Source organism: Rhodoblastus acidophilus, assembly GCF_900187365.1.
GTDB classification, from domain to species: domain Bacteria; phylum Pseudomonadota; class Alphaproteobacteria; order Rhizobiales; family Beijerinckiaceae; genus Rhodoblastus; species Rhodoblastus acidophilus.
The window spans coordinates 134,583-151,029 of the sequence record NZ_FYDG01000001.1; the positions used below are offsets into that span (position 1 = coordinate 134,583).

Sequence of the window (16,447 nt, forward strand, 5' to 3'; positions counted from 1 at the left end):
AACCCCTAGCCCTCGTAAAAACAGCCGGTCGCTTGCGCGGCCGGCTTCGGTGTTTTCGAGCTGTGAACCGCCCTTACGGCGCGGCGTCGATCTCGGCGCCGACCTTGGCGATGGCCTCCTGGTACACGGTGGCCGCGTTCCATTCCGCGATGGCGTTGTAGTTCGGCTCGCCCGGCGCATAGCCGGCGCCGCGCGTCCAGCCGTGACCCTTGAGGTAATTAGCCGTCGAGGTCAACGCGCCCGCCGCCGTCTCCAGGCTGCCGCCGGCCTGGAATTGCAGCACGGTCTTCGGCATGAACTGGGTCTGGCCGACCTCGCCGTGCATCGAGCCGGTGGTGCCCGCCGAGAACACGCCGCGATCGACCAGAGTCAGCGCCGCATTGAGCTGATCGGTGAAATATTCGGTGCGGCGGCAGTCATAAGCCAGGGTCGCCACGGCCGACAGCACGTTCTGGTGGCCGGCGACGGCGCCGAAACCGGTCTCCATGCCCCAGATCGCCAGCAGCGGACCGGCGGGCACGCCATAGCGGCTCTCGATGTCGGCGAAAAGATTGGCGTATTGGTGCTTCAGCTTCTTGCCGCGCTGCGCGATGACGGCGCAGCCGCGCTTCTGGCAGAAGGCCGAGAGCGACAGCTTGAAGCTGTGCTGGCCGCGATCGGCGTTGATGGTCGCCTGGGCGTAGGACGTTGACATCAGAGCATTGACGGCGCGCGGGCTGAACTTGCTGCCGACTTCACGGGCGAAATTCGCCTTCCAGGCGTCGAAACCGCCGGCCGAATTGCCACATTCCGCAGCCTGCGCCGCCTGCCCCAGTGTAAGCAGGGCGGCGAAACCCAAGCCCAATCGCGAAACTCTCATAATGATCCTCATGCGCGCTGAAAAGGGGATGTGGCGCGATCTTAGCCAAAACCGCTGGCGAGGCGAGCTTAAAATCTCGCAGGGGGCGCATCAGGCGGGGGGTGTGGCTTTCGCGCCAACCAATTGATCCATCACGCGGGTGAGGCTATCGCGCCAGTCCGGCAGGCGCACGCCATGGGCCTGCGCAAGCTTGTCGGTTGACAGCCGCGAATTGAGCGGACGCGCGGCGGGCGTGGGATAATCGCGGCTCGGGATCGAAACGACGCTGGCGCTCGGGCCGCCGCGCGCGAGGGATTGCGCGAAAATCTCGCGGGCGAAATCGGCCCAGTTGGTCACGCCCTGCGCGGCCAGATGGAACACTCCACGCAGGTTTGCGTCCGGCCGCGCCGCAAGATTGCGGGCGACGGCGACAACGCCTTCGGCGATATCCAGCGCGGAGGTCGGCGCTCCATTCTGGTCGGCGACCACGCGCAATTCCTGCCGCGTCTCAGCCAGACGCAGCATGGTTTTGACGAAATTGGCGCCCCAGGGCGCATAGACCCAGCAGGTGCGCAAAATGGCGTGGTTCGGCGTCGCCGCCCGCACCGCCGCCTCGCCCGCCAGTTTTGACGCGCCATAGACGCCGACAGGACCGGTCGGCGCGCTTTCCAGCCAGGGCGTTTCGCCCGCGCCGTCGAACACGTAATCCGTGGAAATCTGGATCACCGGGATGTTCAGCGCGGCGGCGGCCTGCGCGACGCGCCCGGCGCCGCGCCCGTTGATGGCGAAGGCGAGATCGCGCTCGCTCTCGGCCTTGTCCACGGCCGTATAGGCGCCGGCGTTGACGATCACATCAGGCTTGGCCGCCGCGAAAATGGCGGTGGCGTCGCCCTCCGCCGCGAGGTCGAATGTTTCGCGCCCCAGCGCGATGACGTCGAGATCGGGGCCGGCCAAAGCCTGCAAGGCGCGGGTCACCTGCCCTTCCCGCCCGGTGACGACCAACCGCAGGCTCATGACGCCGCCCCCACCAGACCGAGCCGCTCGCCGGCGTAGACCTTTTCGCGCAACGGGCGCCACCACCATTCGTTGTCGAGATACCAGGCCACCGTCTTCTCGATGCCGGTGTCGAAATTTTCCTGCGCGCGCCAGCCCAGTTCGGTTTCGAGCTTGGTGGCGTCGATAGCGTAGCGGGCGTCGTGGCCGGGGCGGTCGGCGACGAAAGTGATGAGCTTTTCGCGCTTGTTCGCCGTGGGGGCCTCGCGGTCGAGAATCGCGCAGATGCGGCGGACGATGTCGATGTTGCGGCGCTCGTTGCGGCCGCCGACATTGTACTTCTCCCCTACCCTGCCCCGCGTGAGAATCGTCAGCAGCGCGCGGGCGTGGTCCTCGACATAGAGCCAGTCGCGGATGTTGCAGCCGTCGCCGTAAACCGGCAGCGGCTTGCCGTGCAGCGCGTTCAAAATAATCAGCGGGATCAGTTTTTCCGGGAAATGGTACGGCCCGTAATTGTTGGAGCAGTTGGAGATCACCACCGGCAGGCCATAGGTGCGGCCCCACGCGGTCGCCAGATGATCGGACGCCGCTTTCGACGCCGAATAGGGCGAGGACGGGTCGTAGGGCGTGGTCTCCTGGAACAGGCCGTCGGCTCCGAGCGAGCCATAGACTTCATCGGTCGAGACGTGGAGATAGCGGAAGTTTTCGCGCTTGCCGGGCGGCAGCGCGGACCAGTAGGCGCGCGCGGCTTCGAGCAGCGTAAAACTGCCGACGACATTGGTATTGACGAAATCGCCGGCGCCGGTGATCGAGCGGTCGACATGGCTTTCGGCGGCGAGGTGCATCACCCCGTCGGGCTGGAAATTGGCGAAGGCGGCGTCCATCGCGGCGCGGTCGCAAATGTCGGCTTTCAGGAAATCGTAATGCGCGTTTTTCTCGATCTCGCGCAGCGAGTCTTGGTTGCCGGCATAGGTCAGCTTGTCGACGTTGAGCACCGAGACGCGTTCGCCGACCAGATAGCGGCAGACCGCCGAACCGATGAACCCCGCGCCGCCCGTCACCAGAATCCGCATGTTCTCCTCCTAAACCTTGCTTCCAGCGATGCGCAGCAAGTAACGGCCATAGGCGTTCTTGGCGAACAGATTTCCGCGGGCGATCAATTGGTCGCGGTCGATGAAGCCGTTGACATAGGCGATCTCCTCCAGGCAGGCGACCTGGATGCCCTGACGCTTCTGGATGACCTGGACGAATTCGGCGGCCTCCAGCAGGCTGTCATGCGTCCCGGTGTCAAACCACGCAAAACCGCGCGACATCACTTCGACGTGGAGGTCGCCCTTCTCCAGATAGATGCGGTTGACGTCGGTGATTTCGAGTTCGCCGCGCGGCGAAGGTTTTAGGTTCGCCGCAATGTCGATCACGGAATTGTCGTAGAAATACAGGCCGGTCACCGCATAGGGCGAGTCCGGCTGCTGCGGCTTTTCCACGATGGCGACAGCGCGGCCCTCGGCGTCGAGCGTCACCACGCCGTAACGCTCGGGATCCTCGACATGATAGCCGAACACAGTGGCGCCGGCGTGCCGTTCGCGGGCGCGCCCGAGCAAGGCGCGCAGGCCGGCGCCGAAGAAAATGTTGTCGCCCAGCACCAGGCAGACGGAATCGCTGCCGATGAATTCGGCGCCAATGACGAAGGCCTGCGCCAGCCCCTCGGGCCTGGGCTGCACTTTGTAGGAAATCCGCAGGCCGAACTGTTCGCCCGTGCCGAACAGCCGCTGGTAATTGTCGATATATTCGGGCGACGAGATGATCAGAATCTCGCGTATGCCCGCCAGCATCAGCACCGAGACCGGATAATAGATCATCGGCTTGTCGTAGATCGGCAGCAACTGCTTGTTGATCGCCAGAGTCGCCGGATGCAGCCGCGTGCCCGAGCCGCCCGCGAGGACAATTCCCTTCATTCCATCACTCCAGAAAATCAAACGAAACAGGCCGACGGATCGGCGAAACGCGAGTGGGTCTTGTCCCTGGACGGCAGCTGGCGGCCGTCCGCCATCCTCGGCCCGTCAACGCCGAGCGCGCGATCGTCGCAGGCGAGGCTCTGGTCACATTGGGGAAAAAGACTTCGGCCTCATGAACCAGCATCTGATGGTCGCAGGCGGACACGGGCTATGACGCCAACAAGCTCCGTGGGCAGGTCGAGGAACCCGGCGCTCGATCGGGTTACTTCAACAGACCCTTGGCGCGCATTTCCTTGATCGACCCTGCATAGTCGCTTGATGTCGGCCCCACCGACCGCACCCACAGGCAGAAACGTTCGATACCCTCGTCAAACGACACCTCGGGCGAGAATCCGAGCAGCTGGCGCGCCTTTTCAAGATCCGCAAAATTGTGGCGGATATCGCCAACGCGGAAATTGCCGGAAACTTTGATTGGCGAATGCCCGCCAAGCTTCGCGTTGAGCGTTTCCGCCACTGTCCGGACATCGGTGGGTACGCCGGATCCGACGTTGAACACTTGGCCGGCTGCGGCCGCTTCTGTGATCGCCAAAGTCGTCGCCGCAACCACGTCGTCAATGAAGACGAAATCGCGACTTTCGGCGCCATCCTCGAAGACGTTGATCGGTTTGCCGTTCAGAATCAGATTGGCGAATATCGACAGGATTCCGGTATAGGGATTGGAGAGCGACTGCCCCGGCCCATAGACGTTCTGATAGCGCAGGGCGACCGGTTCGATGCCGAGACTCGGGCACACGGTCATGATCATTTCTTCCTGCACCTGTTTGGTGATGCCGTAAACGGAAGAAGGATGGATCCTTGAGTCCTCGTCCGTGGCGACGAGGGTGAGGTCAGACGATCCAGGAACCTTCACCCGGAAATCGCCGGCGGACATGTCCTCAATGGATCGATGAGGCGGATAGACGATGCCCAGTTCCTTCGAAAAGTATTTGCCTTCGCCGTAGATCGAGCGCGAGGAGGCGATCACCACGCGCTTCACTTCGTGCGGTTCGTTGGCGAAGATGTCGAGAAGGGTTGCTGTGGCCCCGATATTGACGTCCACGTAATGGTTAATTTGGTACATCGACTGACCAGTGCCAGTCTCCGCTGCGAAATGCACCACCGTGTCGCATCCTGCCAGCGCAGCCCGAAGCGCATCGCGCGACCGCACGTCTTTCTTCAGGAACCGCACCTTGTCAGCGATTGAACGGTAAAGTGGCGATTGCGATGGATCGTCGCCGTGGATCTGCGGCGACAGGTTATCGAGAACGGTGACGGCGTGCCCCTCCGACAGAAGACGCAGCGCCAGCCTGGAACCGATGAAGCCAGCGCCTCCGGTGATGAGAATGTTTTTTTTGGACGACATAAATTTCTCCGATATCGAGCCGGGCAAGTCGGCCGGAGTCGTCGCGGGCCGAAACTGGCGCCCGTTCGAGAAGCGGACTCGGGCCTGTCGATCGCCTGGGCGCGATCTTCGCCCCCTGTCGCGTCAATTCAGACGCGGTTCACGACGCCATGGCGTCGATGCGCGGCTGCGAAAGCGCGTCGATCAGTTGTTTCGTCTGGCGGATGTTGCCTCGACTGGAGGCGCCAAACACGATGGACTCGATCTTCGGTTGCTTGCAGACGTATTCGAGCGCCTCGCGCGGCTTTAAAGCGCCCGACGCGAACACTGACATGGCCACAGGACGGAAGCGCCGGGTGGCGATCGCCGCCTCATAGGCCGGAAGACCGCCGCACATGCGGAAGCCGATCTTGTTGATGTTGGAGCATACAATGGGGTTTTCGATCCCAACCGCCTCGAGCGCGTCGAGCGCCATCGGCAAGTTCATCGTGATAAAGCCGGGTTCGGCGTCATAACGCGCCTTGACGTGGTCGGCGAACATCCTCAGCGCGTCTTTCATGCCGAGACCCAGCAGCAGGTCGGTGACGACATTCTGCAAGAAGATCACTGGCGTTTTGAGGCCCTTGAACATCTTCATCTCGGCGTCGATGAGCATGCCGGCGAGACCCTCAAGATCCTTTTTGGCCAGCGACACTCCGCTCTTGAAGATGCCCGAGATCACCCCTCCTTCGGGGAGGACTTTGTTGAGAGCGCCCAGGATGCCCAGTTCTGTTACGGCATTGGCGTACTTATGAGCGTAGGGCATACACGGATAAAATTCGTAATCCGCGTAGCGCTGAGGGTTGGCGCGCATGTGATCGCAAACCTGCTGGATGCGATCGTGCGTCGTGCACATGAACACCTTGACGCCTTCGTCGTAGGCGGCGTCGAGCACCTCAATAATCGCCTCAATATTTTGAAAACGCATCGCCTGGGCGCGCGCTTTTTCTTCCGACATATGGTTCACGCCAAAGAACTGATTGTCACCGAATAGAATACGCTGCATGTAAAGTCTCCGTCAGTCGTGCGAGCTCGGCAGGCCAAACAATCAGCGGATCAGCCGCGACCACAGGCCGCCGCGCGAACTTTTCGTGCGCTCCTGTGCTGATTCATCTGTCTGGGAGTAAATGGAGGCGACCCCTTCGGTAGGCAGATCGGCGGCGCGTCGCACGGCCGCAGCAACCATGTCCGTTTCCGACGCCGTTCGGAATGACGAACGCGTATCCATCCTCTTAGCTTTCACAGCTTGAATGAAGTGATCGCACTGTGCTGAGTATTCCTCGCCGCGCAAATAATACCAGACGGGTTCAGTGAGTTCTGTCGTATAGCGAACGTTCCAGCCAGCGTTGTAGCCAGTCGGCAATGTCGACGCCGCGCGCAAATAGACTTGGATTTCTTGACGATCGGCCACCATCCTGCCTTTGGTGCCCCAAATGGCGAGTTTAGTCGACATCTTGCGATGGCTCTCGTCGCTCCAATTGACGCTGAGCTGACCAGAAGCGCCATTTTCATAGACGAACTCAGAGTACACCTCGTCATCGACGTCTTCTGAGAAGATTTTATTCAAGATCGAAAAACCAACGGAGCGGGGCGGCCCAATCATGTAGTTCATTAGATCAATGGCGTGACAGGCATAATCGTAGAGGCAACCGCCCCCCTCGTTTTTGGCGTTACGCCAAGATTTGCCCTTCGAGCGCAACACAACCGGGCCATATGCCTCGCAGCGAATATTGTGGATGTCACCGATAACCTTCAAATCGAGCAAGCGCTTCATTTCGCAGAAAGCGCCGACGAAGCGGTAGTGATAGCCAACTTGGTTGACCAGCCCCTTCTGTTCCGCCAATTCCGCCAACCGCAATCCTTCTTCCGGATCAAGACAGAACGGCTTTTCACAGAAGACATGTAAACCGCGCTCCAAACACGCGCGCACCATTTCGGAGTGGAAGCGCGACGGAGTCGCTATGAACACCGCATCGAGTTCATTTTCTTGAATAAGATCTATGTAGTTTGTGTATATTTTAATTCCTGTGTATTTCCTGAATACATCAAGGACATACCCTGCGGTATCACAGACGGCTACCAGTTCCACCTCAGGATGCGCATTGATAATCGCATGATGAGAAAGGCCCATCTTTCCGAGCCCAATAAGTGCTGTTTTAAGCATACTTACTTCCTTTAGCTAATTTTTATCGCGCGTCTTATTGCGGCTACACAGCGGCACATTACTTATGGAAGGCTCAGAAACGCTTCCGAAGGCCTAGCACCAATATTTTTATCGGTGTTTTGATGATGACCTACCGTCCACAGAATGGATGACGGCGCTATGGGGACGTTTTTTCTCAACAGCAACACGACAACACATGTGGTGCGTTGCTATCAAACGTAACCACTATGATAATCACGAACAGCTTCAGACCACGTGGCCGGCTTTATCGCCGCCTACAATTGCGCGCGAAGGCTCAGGACGCTGAAGGCGCCTACCGCCATACGAAGGGTATCCACGAACAATGAACGTCCAGGTCCGAAATATTTGGACAGGACAACCCCATCAAATACAGGGACTCAAACACTAACTATTAAGAGACCGAATTGTTGACGCCGATGGATCGCTTAGAAGATCCTGGAGAAATTCATGCGAAGACCGATGGCGAGCCGGCGGCATAGCCCCCTGGATCTTGGTTACTGCGGCGCGCAGCGCAGCCGATCCGCTATCGAATACGACCACGTTTTCCTGATCAAAAAATGGGTGTTTGAGCACGTGACGATTATTGGTGATAATCTTGGTGCGCGCCGCCGCAGCCTCGAAGCAGCGCATCGTGATGCCAGACTGCTTAGGGTGAGCGAAGTCGATCGTGAACGATGACTCACGCAACACGCGATCATATTCCTCGCCAGGGAGCGATTTGAAATTAATAAATCGCCAGTATTTGATATACAAATATGGATTTTTAACAAAATTAATAAAAAATGTTATGAAATTCAGCTCGTATATGTATATAAATGCATTTTTGCTACAAAGTGAATTCAACGTCTTATCAACAAAACCAAGCCGTTCCGAGTGATTTCTAAGTATCGCCGATATTTCAAACGTCACTTTCTTATCAGCATCAATGGGCTTGCTAAATGAAAACAGGTCTACCCGCGGGAGACTGTATCTGGCGGCGTCATCGAAGTCGAATGTCGCGTATTTCGACACAAGTTTGCACCATGCGAGCGGAGAACTGTTGAACGCAAAGGAGTCGAAATTATACCCCACGATGCGGTTGGAAGCCCGTTTCAGATCGGAGATGAGCGGAGCGCGTAATCCACGCCCTTTTATGATGATGCATATTTCGTATTTTTTACCGTTTAGAAATTTTTTGCGAAAGTACATTCTCGTAAGCCAGGAAAGCAATTTGTATAGAGACATTTTCCCCATGATTTTTCCGACCATATTCGCCGGGTACTCGTCGTTTGCCAAAATTACGTTGCGCCCACCGCTCTCTAAATCAGACTTCAACGCTTTTGCGAACGAATAGAAGTTAAGCGGCGCTATAAGTAGGATGTCGCTCGACGTTCCATCTGATGCTTCGGTAGAACCAATCATATTCTTTCATCTCGCATTCAGAATAAATTCCTGGCGCGAAGAGTTCAGCAGACAGCGCGAGGAATTAAGCTTTCTCGAATTCATGGGCCGAGAGGCGCCGGTCGGAGCGCCCGATCGCCCGTTGATTTTCAAAAAAATGATTTGGCGGGCCGCTCGAAAAACTTCACGCTTCGCCTTGAAGCCAGTCTCGTCGCCATTGCGCCGGGTCTTCGCCTGAGACAGGATCGCCCATCTGAGCCATTCCAGGTGAAAACCATGGACGCGCCGCCGCAGGAGATATGGAGATCAGCGCCCAACGCGCCGAAGAGAATTTCGCCGCGCCCTTCGCCAGTCCATGAGTTGTGAGCATCGCCGGATCGCGCATGCCCAGGTGATCGCGCCCCCAAATTAGCCTCGACGATCCGCCAGCGGCCGATGAGCCGGCGGTTGGCGGGAGCGCTCGTCGCGACAACCCTGGCGGCTTCCGTCGCCGCACGAGACGTATGCCGCCCCGACTCCTGGCGTTGCGCCTCAGGCCAACGTCTTGCATCGTTCTCAATGTGCTGACTGATCGCTTAACCGGCGTGGCGCGCCCTGTGATTGTCGACGGCCTAGCGGCGGTCATGAAATATTGCGCGACATATGGGCGCAGTTTATTCCCGGAACGCAGGACAAAAATGCGTCCATCACATCCCTTGTCGGCGCCAAGCGCGATTCCCGTCGGACGGTTGGCGAAGATCTCGCCCATAGCCAACGCTGCCGCGCTCGTTGCGGACCATCCGTTGGAGTTGAAATCGACGGCTGGATTACGCCCGCAATTCGAGGGCGGCTCCTTGGCTGACATCTAACCAGCGAAACCGGAGATCGGCGCCCCGCGCTTCGATATCGACGTAACTGACCGACCCGCCCGTCGACGCCAAGCAGTCCATAGCCCCATAGCATCCGGAGCAATTCACGAACCAAGATTAAGCGGAGGAATGTTTCAGTATCCTGCTGGAGATCAGGCGCCGAACGACTCTCAAAACTCTTCTGAGCTTCCAGATAACGTTCGTCCCCGGCCTACAACATCAGGAACAGGTCGTAGCCCCACCCAAGCACGGTCAATTTTGCGCCTTCAAGCGATCAAGAAATCGCAGAGATGTCGTGGCGATCGTGGCAAGTCAGGTTGACGGGAACGCTACCGCCATTTGGGTGGAGCAGTCGCCCCCTCCCATTCCAATCTGCACACAATGTATTTCTGGAACCCGGCTGCGTTAAGCCGCCCGTTCCAGAGAATTTGGCGCCACATTGATGCGCATTTTACTGCCTATCAATTGAGCAACGCTTTGAACTGTCTCTTAACGTTAATGTATAACAGCTTTTCGGCCAAGCCTGCGAGCTGACCCATGACACAGCGAAACGCCGCGCGCATTGAGTAGGATTACTAATAACCGAGCTGTCTGAATTGGACAACCCCTGTTCAGTTTCAGTTCCGGAAATTGCCGCTGTTTGGTCAATTTGTTGTCCGCGTGACCGTCTTCGACCACAGGCTACAGGGGCGAGCGGAGCCCGTCGAAGCTAAGGGGTCGCCGATTCGCGGCCACGACGGCGTCCGGCGGAAGGAACTGGCGGCGCCTGAAAGCGCGCTTCGAGAGGAGTCCGGCGCAGCCGCGCCAGTCGTGCGCCAAAGGCTCTGCGTAAGCAGGAGGGCTCCGACGGACCGGCCAGCAAGCGCCGCACATTCGTCGCGTTGACGGGATGACCTCACGAATGATATCAAAAATGCGCTCTGGCGGAGCTGAACGGTCCGGCCGCAAAACTACTTGCCCCGAAAACGCAACGGTTTTTCGCGAGGGGTAGCATGGCCGATGGGAAGCCGCTCAATCGAACCGCCGCCGGCGCGGCGTCCACGCGACATAAAAAGGGAACCGTCCATCTCCCGGTGGCGGAAGCCTATGACCGCTGGGCGCGGTCTTACGAGTCCGGCGACAATCCGATGGTTTTCGGCGCGAGCCAGGCGGTTGGCCTGTTGTCGAGGACGATTGGCGCCAAGGTCGTCGTGGAGTTCGGCTGCGGCGCCGGCCGCAATCTCGCCCAACTGAAGCAGGATGGAGCCGAACGGCTCGTCGGCTGCGACCTGTCGCCGGGCATGCTGGCGAAAGCGCGGGCGCGCGACCCCGACTTCCTGCTGTTTCAGCAGGACATGAGCCAGCCCTTGCCGCTGGCCGACGGCTTCGCCGATCTGGCGCTGTTTTGCCTGTCGCTGGAACATGTCGGCGATCTCGTCGCCCCCCTGCGCGAGGCGCGCCGTCTTGTCCGCGACGCCGGAACCGTCGCCGTGATCGAAATCCATCCCTTCCTGTCGCTCGGCGGCGTCGGCGCCCATTTCCACGACGGCGACGTCCTCGTGCGGATGCCGACCTTTCCGCATCGCTTCTGCGACTATATCGGCGCGGCGACGCGCGCCGGTCTGGCGATCGCGGCGTGTCGCGAATGGCGTCCGCGCGATCTTGACGGCGCGGCGCCTGCACAAGTCTTCAAACGCGGGCCGGATGTTCCGCTTCTGGTCGAATTCACGCTGACCAGGGCCGGCCCCGCGATCATGGAGGAACGATTGTGAGATATTGCGTCTTTTCGGGCTCCAGTTCGGGGCGGTCGCCCATTTACGCCGAAGCGGCGGAGCGGCTCGGCCATGCGCTCGCCGAAGCCGGGATCGGTCTCGTCTATGGCGGCGCCTCGGTCGGCCTGATGGGAATCATCGCCGACGCGGTCCAGTCTCGCGGCGGCGAGGTCATCGGCGTCATCCCGCGCGCGCTGGTGGAAAAAGAGGTGGCGCACAAGACCCTCGCCGATCTCAGGGTGGTCGAAACCATGCACCAGCGCAAGGCGCTGATGGCCGAACTGTCGGACGGCTTCATCGCCCTGCCCGGCGGCCTCGGCACACTTGAAGAGCTTTTCGAGGTTTGGACCTGGGCGCAGCTCGGCTATCACGGCAAACCCTGCGCGCTGCTCGACGTCGGCGGATTCTACCAGAGTCTGACCGCCTTCCTCGACCATGTCGTCGCGGAGGCCTTTCTGAAGCCGATTCACCGCGACATGCTGATTGTCGAACGCGAGCCGACGCAATTATTGGCCGCCTTGCGGGCCTATCGGGCGCCGCAGGCGACGAAATGGATCGCGGCGACCCCGGCGTGACGCCGCAGGTCGCTCGCCTGGGCTGCGCGTTATGCGCTGATGGCCGTCGACGCAGGTCTCGTCGACGGCGCAAACGCGTCATGCGGCGCTTTCAAACAGGAGGGACGGACCAGCGTCGGCGCTAAGACCGGGCGCGACCGGAATTGCACGCCGAGCGCGTAACACTTTTGGCGCTCGTGCGTAATCTCGTCGAGGGTCAAGGCGCCAGATCCTTGTCTTATCGCCATAACGCACAGGAGATCAGAATGCCCGTCACGAAGAACAGCCGGAAACTTGCCCGCGGCGCCGCCGTAGGAGCCACCTTTGTCCTCGCGCTCGTCGCTGGGTCCGGCGCTCAAGCCGGCTCGGCGCACGCCAACCACATGAGATCGTCCGATCGGGCGATGCAGGCGTCCGGCGAATACGCCGCGCCGTGGCCCGGCGCCTGCATTCCCGCCAATGGCGCGCAGATCCTCGGCGGTTTCGCGAGTCCCGACGATCTTCTCGACGTCAACACGGGAGCCATTTGCGGCAAGCGCTGACGACGCCAACACGCGAGGCTTCCGTCGGAAGCCTCGCCGTCGCGCGGCCTGAGCCGCATTGATGTTTTCCCCGTCCCAGCGTCATGTCGGCAGGCAAGACGCCAGCGCGTCAGTATTTCGCTATGACCGCCGCCGGCGCGACGACCGGCGTGTCGAAGGCGACGCGCACGCCGCCATAGATCGAGAACGGCTGCGCGGGACTGACGCTGCGGGCGTCGGTGAAAGCGCCGGGGAAAGGCTGCTGCTCCAGGTTCAGATAGGTTCCGTAGTTGTAATAGCGGCGGTCGAGCAGATTGGTCGCGCGGGTGAACACGGTGACGTTGTCGAGCACGCGATAGGAAGCGTTGAGGCCGAAAGTGACATAGGCCGGCAGCTTGGCGTTCTTGTTGTCCTCATCGCCGACATAGCGTTGCGCGCCGACGAAAAGCATGTCCGCGCCAATGGTCGCGCGCGAGGTCACGTCCCAGTCCACGCTCACCTTCACGCGATGGCGCGGGACCATCGGCAATTGGTTGCCCGGCGTCACCAGAATCTGGCCGTCGTCGGCGGACGGGCTGTTCGACGTCAATGTGAACGTGTCGCGGAAGGTGGCGTCGATAAACGTGTAGGACGCGCGCAGCGCCACGTCCGCATAGCGATAGTTGAGCGCGGTTTCCACGCCCTGGCGCAGGGTGGAGCCGACATTGGCGAAATAGCCGAAGCCGGACAGTTGCGAGGGGATGTTGAGAATGTCGTTCTCGTTGCGAGTGCGGAACGCGCCCGCCTTCCACGACAGCGCGCCATAGCCGCCGAAATCGTGCTGGCCGCGCAGGCCCGCCTCAAACGTGCGCGACACCACCTGCTTCAGCGGCGGATCGGACACCAGGAAAGCGGCAAGCACACAGGGCCGCTCGGGATTGGCGCAGCCCAGCTCCAGCGGCGTCGGCGCCCGATTGCCTTCGGCGTAAGAGCCGTAAGCCTGCAGGTCCGGCGTGATCTTGTAGGTAAGGCCGGCAAGCGGATTGACATGAGTGAAGCTGTATTGGCCGTTCACGTCGCCGCCGGGAATCTGGTCGAACAGCGAAATGGACGCGTAGTTGACGCGCGCGCCGGCGGACACGGTCAACCGGTCGGTGACGTCAAAAGCGTCGAGCGCGTGAACGCCGAGATAGCGGTTGATGGCGTGGGTGTCGACCGGGCCGAACACCGTCTGTCCGCTGTTCGGATCGAGGATGGTCCCGACCGGCGTTCCCGAGCCGGCCACGACATAATCCGAACCGATGATCCCCAGTTCGGAATTCGCCGCGAAGGACGTCTGTCCGTAGTCAAACGAGGCGCCGATGCTGAAGCGGTTCCTGTGACCGAACAGGTCGTCGCGATTGTTGAGTTGCAGCGCCGTCCCCACGCTGGTCGTCAGCGTGCGGGTGCGGTCGATCTCGCCGAGCGTCGCGCCCGCGAACGGCGCCGAAGGAATGTTGGTCGTAGAAGGATTGTCGTCGTTGAAACACAGCGTGGCGTCGCCGCAATCGTAGACGTCGGTCGGGTTGCCGTCGACGGTGCGCTGGATGAAGCGGCGGACATAGGCGTTGGCGTTGAGCGTCCAGGTCGGGGTCAGCGCGAACGCGCCGGTGAGATTGATCATGCCGAACTGGCGCTCGGAGGTCTGCGGCGTGGTGTAAACGCCGCCCCAGTCCTGCTGAACCTGTTCAATCGGCGAGGTGCCGGCGGCGCCGAACTTGTTGGAGGCGAGGCCGACATTCAGGTGGATTTCGTGGCCTTCGTTGCGATAGCCGAGATCGCCATAGAAGCGGCGGACATTCGATTCGGAAAATCTGCGATAGCCGTCGTCGTGAACGTATTCAAGCGCGCCGTAGAAGGCGAACTGACCGATCTGCTTGCCATATTCGAGCGCGGCCTGGAAGCGGCCATAGGAGCCGCCCTGCAATTCCAGCTGGCCGCCCTGAAAGGCGAAGCCGTCTTTCATCCTGACGTTGAGCGCGCCGCCCAGCGCGTTGAGGCCGAAGGCCGGATTGTTGGAAATCAGGTCGAGGGAGGCGATGGCGAAGGTCGGGATCAGGTCCCAGTTCATCGTATCGCCGAACGCCTCATTGACGCGCACGCCGTTCTGATAGACGGCGAGGCCCTGCGGCGTCCCTTCGATCGGCGAGGCGACAAAGCCGCGATATTCGACGTCGGGCGTGAGGGGGTTGCCCGACGGCGCTTGCAGGCTGACGCTGGGCGCGGAGCGGTTCAACGCCTCCGCGACATCGGGCGAAGCAGTGCGGCGGATGTCCTCGGCGGAAACATGCGTGTTGTTGGCCGGACGGCTGTCGATCACCGGCTCCACCGCCAGAGCGGTCGGAGGCGCTGATACAGGCGCCGGCGCGGGCGAAGGGGCTACGGGCGCGACGACCGGGGCGCGACGCAGCGCGCTTGGCGTATCCGTGGTGACATTGATGTCGGGCAGCGTCACCGTTTGCGCATGGACGCCGGTTGCTCCCAATGCGATCAGAACGCTCGCCACCGACAGACTTGCACGAATCATGAATTCCCCCCTCCAGGCGTTTTTTTACCGCCTCTGCGGTTCCGTCGTCCGACGGCCCGCAATGAGGAATTAAATATCACCGCAGGAAACAGGCAATTGTCCCATCGGAAGGAGGCGCCAAATTCAGCCATATTTCCGCGCATGTGTGGCAAAGCAGCGACAGTACAATTATTTTTTGGGAGCGTATCCCGCAGTAAATGGGATTTTTTCCCGAAATACGCCCGCATGATTCATCCAGATAGGACGAATTGAACTCCGCAAGAACCTGTAACGGGCGTCACGCAGCCATTATGGCCAAGTATAAGCTGACGGAGCCGGCGTTTGATTCGCCCGCCGATCCTGCTGCGTCACAACCCCGCCGCCTTGGTGAGATTGACGCGGAAACGGTCGCGGCGGCGCTGGTAGCGCCGGGTCATTTCGGCGCTGGCGTGGCCGAGCTGCTTTTGCACATAGCGTTCGTCCACCTCCGCCGAGGAGGCGAGGCCGGCGCGCAGCGAATGGCCCGCGAATTTCGCCTTGCGCTCGGCTTCGGTGAGATCGGGCCGCACGCCGGCGGCGAGCGCGGCGCGTTTGACCAGACGCGCGACATGGCGATCGTTGAGCCGCTCCGCGCCGACCTTGCGGCCCTCGCCGGCGATGCGCCGGAACAGCGGCCCATGGCCGATCCGGGCGAACTGCAGCCAAGTGGTCAGCGCGGCGACGGGGCAGGTGGCCTCCGACGAGCCGCGCCCGATTTCGACCTCGCGCCAGCCGGTCTTGCCGCGCAGCGTAAGCACCATGCCTTTGTCGAGGATCTCGATCCAGCCGGCGCCGTCCTCGGTCTGGCCGCGCCCGCAATCCAGGCCGACGATCTCCGAGCGGCGCAGGCCGCCGGCGAAGCCCAGCAGCAGAATGGCGCGGTCGCGCAGGCCGCGCAGCCCGCCGCGGCTCAACGTCTCCAGCATGGCGATCAGATCGTCGGGCAGCAAAGCCTCTTTTTGCACGGGCGGCGCGCCATGAGTGTTGCGCACGCCGGCCAGCACGGTGGCGATATGGCGGTCCTTGCGGTCGAGCGGCGCGCCGCGCTGCGCGTAATTCCAGGTCAAGGCCGACAGGCGCCGTTCGATGGTGGCGACCGAATTGGCCTTCTGGTCCGGGCTGGCCGCGCCCGAGGCGCAGGCGGCGACATAGAGGCCGACGATCTCGGGATCGGGCGGCATCACCTCCAGCCGCTGGCGGCGACACCAGGCGCAGAAATGTTTCCAGTCGGCGGCGTAGGCCCGCCTTGTGTTGTCCGAACTGGCGGCTTTGGCGTAGTCGCGGGCGCGCTCGGCCAGCCGCTCCAGATGCGCGGGAACCTCACCGGTTGCGCTACGCGGCGCAACCAGGGCGCCTTCGCCGGGAGGGGGCGAATCGTCCGGGATCGTCCTGTCCATCGTCATCCCACCGAAACGGATTGGGCGCGGCTTGTCGGCGGC

General features: G+C 61.1%; 13 protein-coding genes. 3 read left to right on the forward strand and 10 right to left on the reverse strand.

All coding sequences use genetic code 11. The annotated features are described in order from the left end of the window. Nucleotides 1-73: 73 nt before the first annotated feature. From CFB24_RS00595 to CFB24_RS00630, 8 genes are all read right to left on the reverse strand, one after another. Nucleotides 74-859, reverse strand: a complete 786-nt coding sequence (locus CFB24_RS00595; protein ID WP_244593335.1) for a lytic murein transglycosylase — start codon at nucleotides 857-859, stop codon at nucleotides 74-76. Between the two features lie 90 nt (nucleotides 860-949). After that, entirely contained in the window at nucleotides 950-1,846 is an 897-nt protein-coding gene (gene rfbD / locus CFB24_RS00600) for a dTDP-4-dehydrorhamnose reductase (protein ID WP_088519463.1), read from the reverse strand. Nucleotides 1,847-1,848: 2 nt separating this feature from the next. After that, on the reverse strand, nucleotides 1,849-2,904 hold the full coding sequence (gene rfbB, locus CFB24_RS00605) for a dTDP-glucose 4,6-dehydratase (RefSeq protein WP_088518633.1): 1,056 nt from the start codon (nucleotides 2,902-2,904) through the stop codon (nucleotides 1,849-1,851). A gap of 9 nt (nucleotides 2,905-2,913) precedes the next feature. Beyond that, nucleotides 2,914-3,786 carry a glucose-1-phosphate thymidylyltransferase RfbA gene (gene rfbA, locus CFB24_RS00610; protein WP_088518634.1) on the reverse strand — a complete coding sequence of 291 codons (873 nt, stop codon included), beginning with the start codon at nucleotides 3,784-3,786 and terminating at the stop codon, nucleotides 2,914-2,916. 262 nt (nucleotides 3,787-4,048) lie between these two features. Beyond that, the gene (locus CFB24_RS00615; RefSeq protein ID WP_088518635.1) at nucleotides 4,049-5,188 is read right to left on the reverse strand and encodes an NAD-dependent epimerase/dehydratase family protein; all 1,140 of its coding nucleotides are present in this window, start codon (nucleotides 5,186-5,188) and stop codon (nucleotides 4,049-4,051) included. A 139-nt stretch (nucleotides 5,189-5,327) separates the two neighbouring features. Then, nucleotides 5,328-6,212, reverse strand: coding sequence for a hypothetical protein (locus CFB24_RS00620; RefSeq protein ID WP_088518636.1), 885 nt, complete (start codon nucleotides 6,210-6,212; stop codon nucleotides 5,328-5,330). A gap of 42 nt (nucleotides 6,213-6,254) precedes the next feature. After that, complete coding sequence (locus CFB24_RS00625; RefSeq protein ID WP_088518637.1) at nucleotides 6,255-7,370, reverse strand: Gfo/Idh/MocA family protein; 1,116 nt, start codon at nucleotides 7,368-7,370, stop codon at nucleotides 6,255-6,257. A 405-nt stretch (nucleotides 7,371-7,775) separates the two neighbouring features. Beyond that, nucleotides 7,776-8,792: a WaaS/CpsH family glycosyltransferase gene (locus tag CFB24_RS00630; RefSeq protein ID WP_088518638.1), complete on the reverse strand. Its 1,017-nt coding sequence runs from the start codon at nucleotides 8,790-8,792 to the stop codon at nucleotides 7,776-7,778. Nucleotides 8,793-10,611: 1,819 nt separating this feature from the next. On the opposite strand from CFB24_RS00630, the gene CFB24_RS00635 reads away from it, so the two are divergent. The 3 genes from CFB24_RS00635 (at nucleotide 10,612) to CFB24_RS22370 (ending at nucleotide 12,466) form a co-directional block, all read left to right on the forward strand. After that, entirely contained in the window at nucleotides 10,612-11,370 is a 759-nt protein-coding gene (locus tag CFB24_RS00635) for a class I SAM-dependent methyltransferase (RefSeq protein WP_088518639.1), read from the forward strand. After that, a complete protein-coding gene (locus tag CFB24_RS00640) occupies nucleotides 11,364-11,945 on the forward strand; it encodes an LOG family protein (protein ID WP_244593190.1) in 582 nt (193 codons plus the stop codon). Before CFB24_RS00635 ends, CFB24_RS00640 begins: the two co-directional genes overlap by 7 nt. 245 nt (nucleotides 11,946-12,190) lie before the next feature. Beyond that, nucleotides 12,191-12,466, forward strand: coding sequence for a hypothetical protein (locus CFB24_RS22370; RefSeq protein ID WP_104469654.1), 276 nt, complete (start codon nucleotides 12,191-12,193; stop codon nucleotides 12,464-12,466). Nucleotides 12,467-12,575: 109 nt separating this feature from the next. Here CFB24_RS22370 and CFB24_RS00645 read toward each other — a convergent pair whose 3' ends face one another. Then, the gene (locus CFB24_RS00645) at nucleotides 12,576-14,990 is read right to left on the reverse strand and encodes a TonB-dependent receptor (protein ID WP_088518641.1); all 2,415 of its coding nucleotides are present in this window, start codon (nucleotides 14,988-14,990) and stop codon (nucleotides 12,576-12,578) included. Nucleotides 14,991-15,337: 347 nt separating this feature from the next. Then, nucleotides 15,338-16,411 carry a site-specific integrase gene (locus tag CFB24_RS00650; protein WP_088518642.1) on the reverse strand — a complete coding sequence of 358 codons (1,074 nt, stop codon included), beginning with the start codon at nucleotides 16,409-16,411 and terminating at the stop codon, nucleotides 15,338-15,340. Nucleotides 16,412-16,447: the final 36 nt, after the last annotated feature.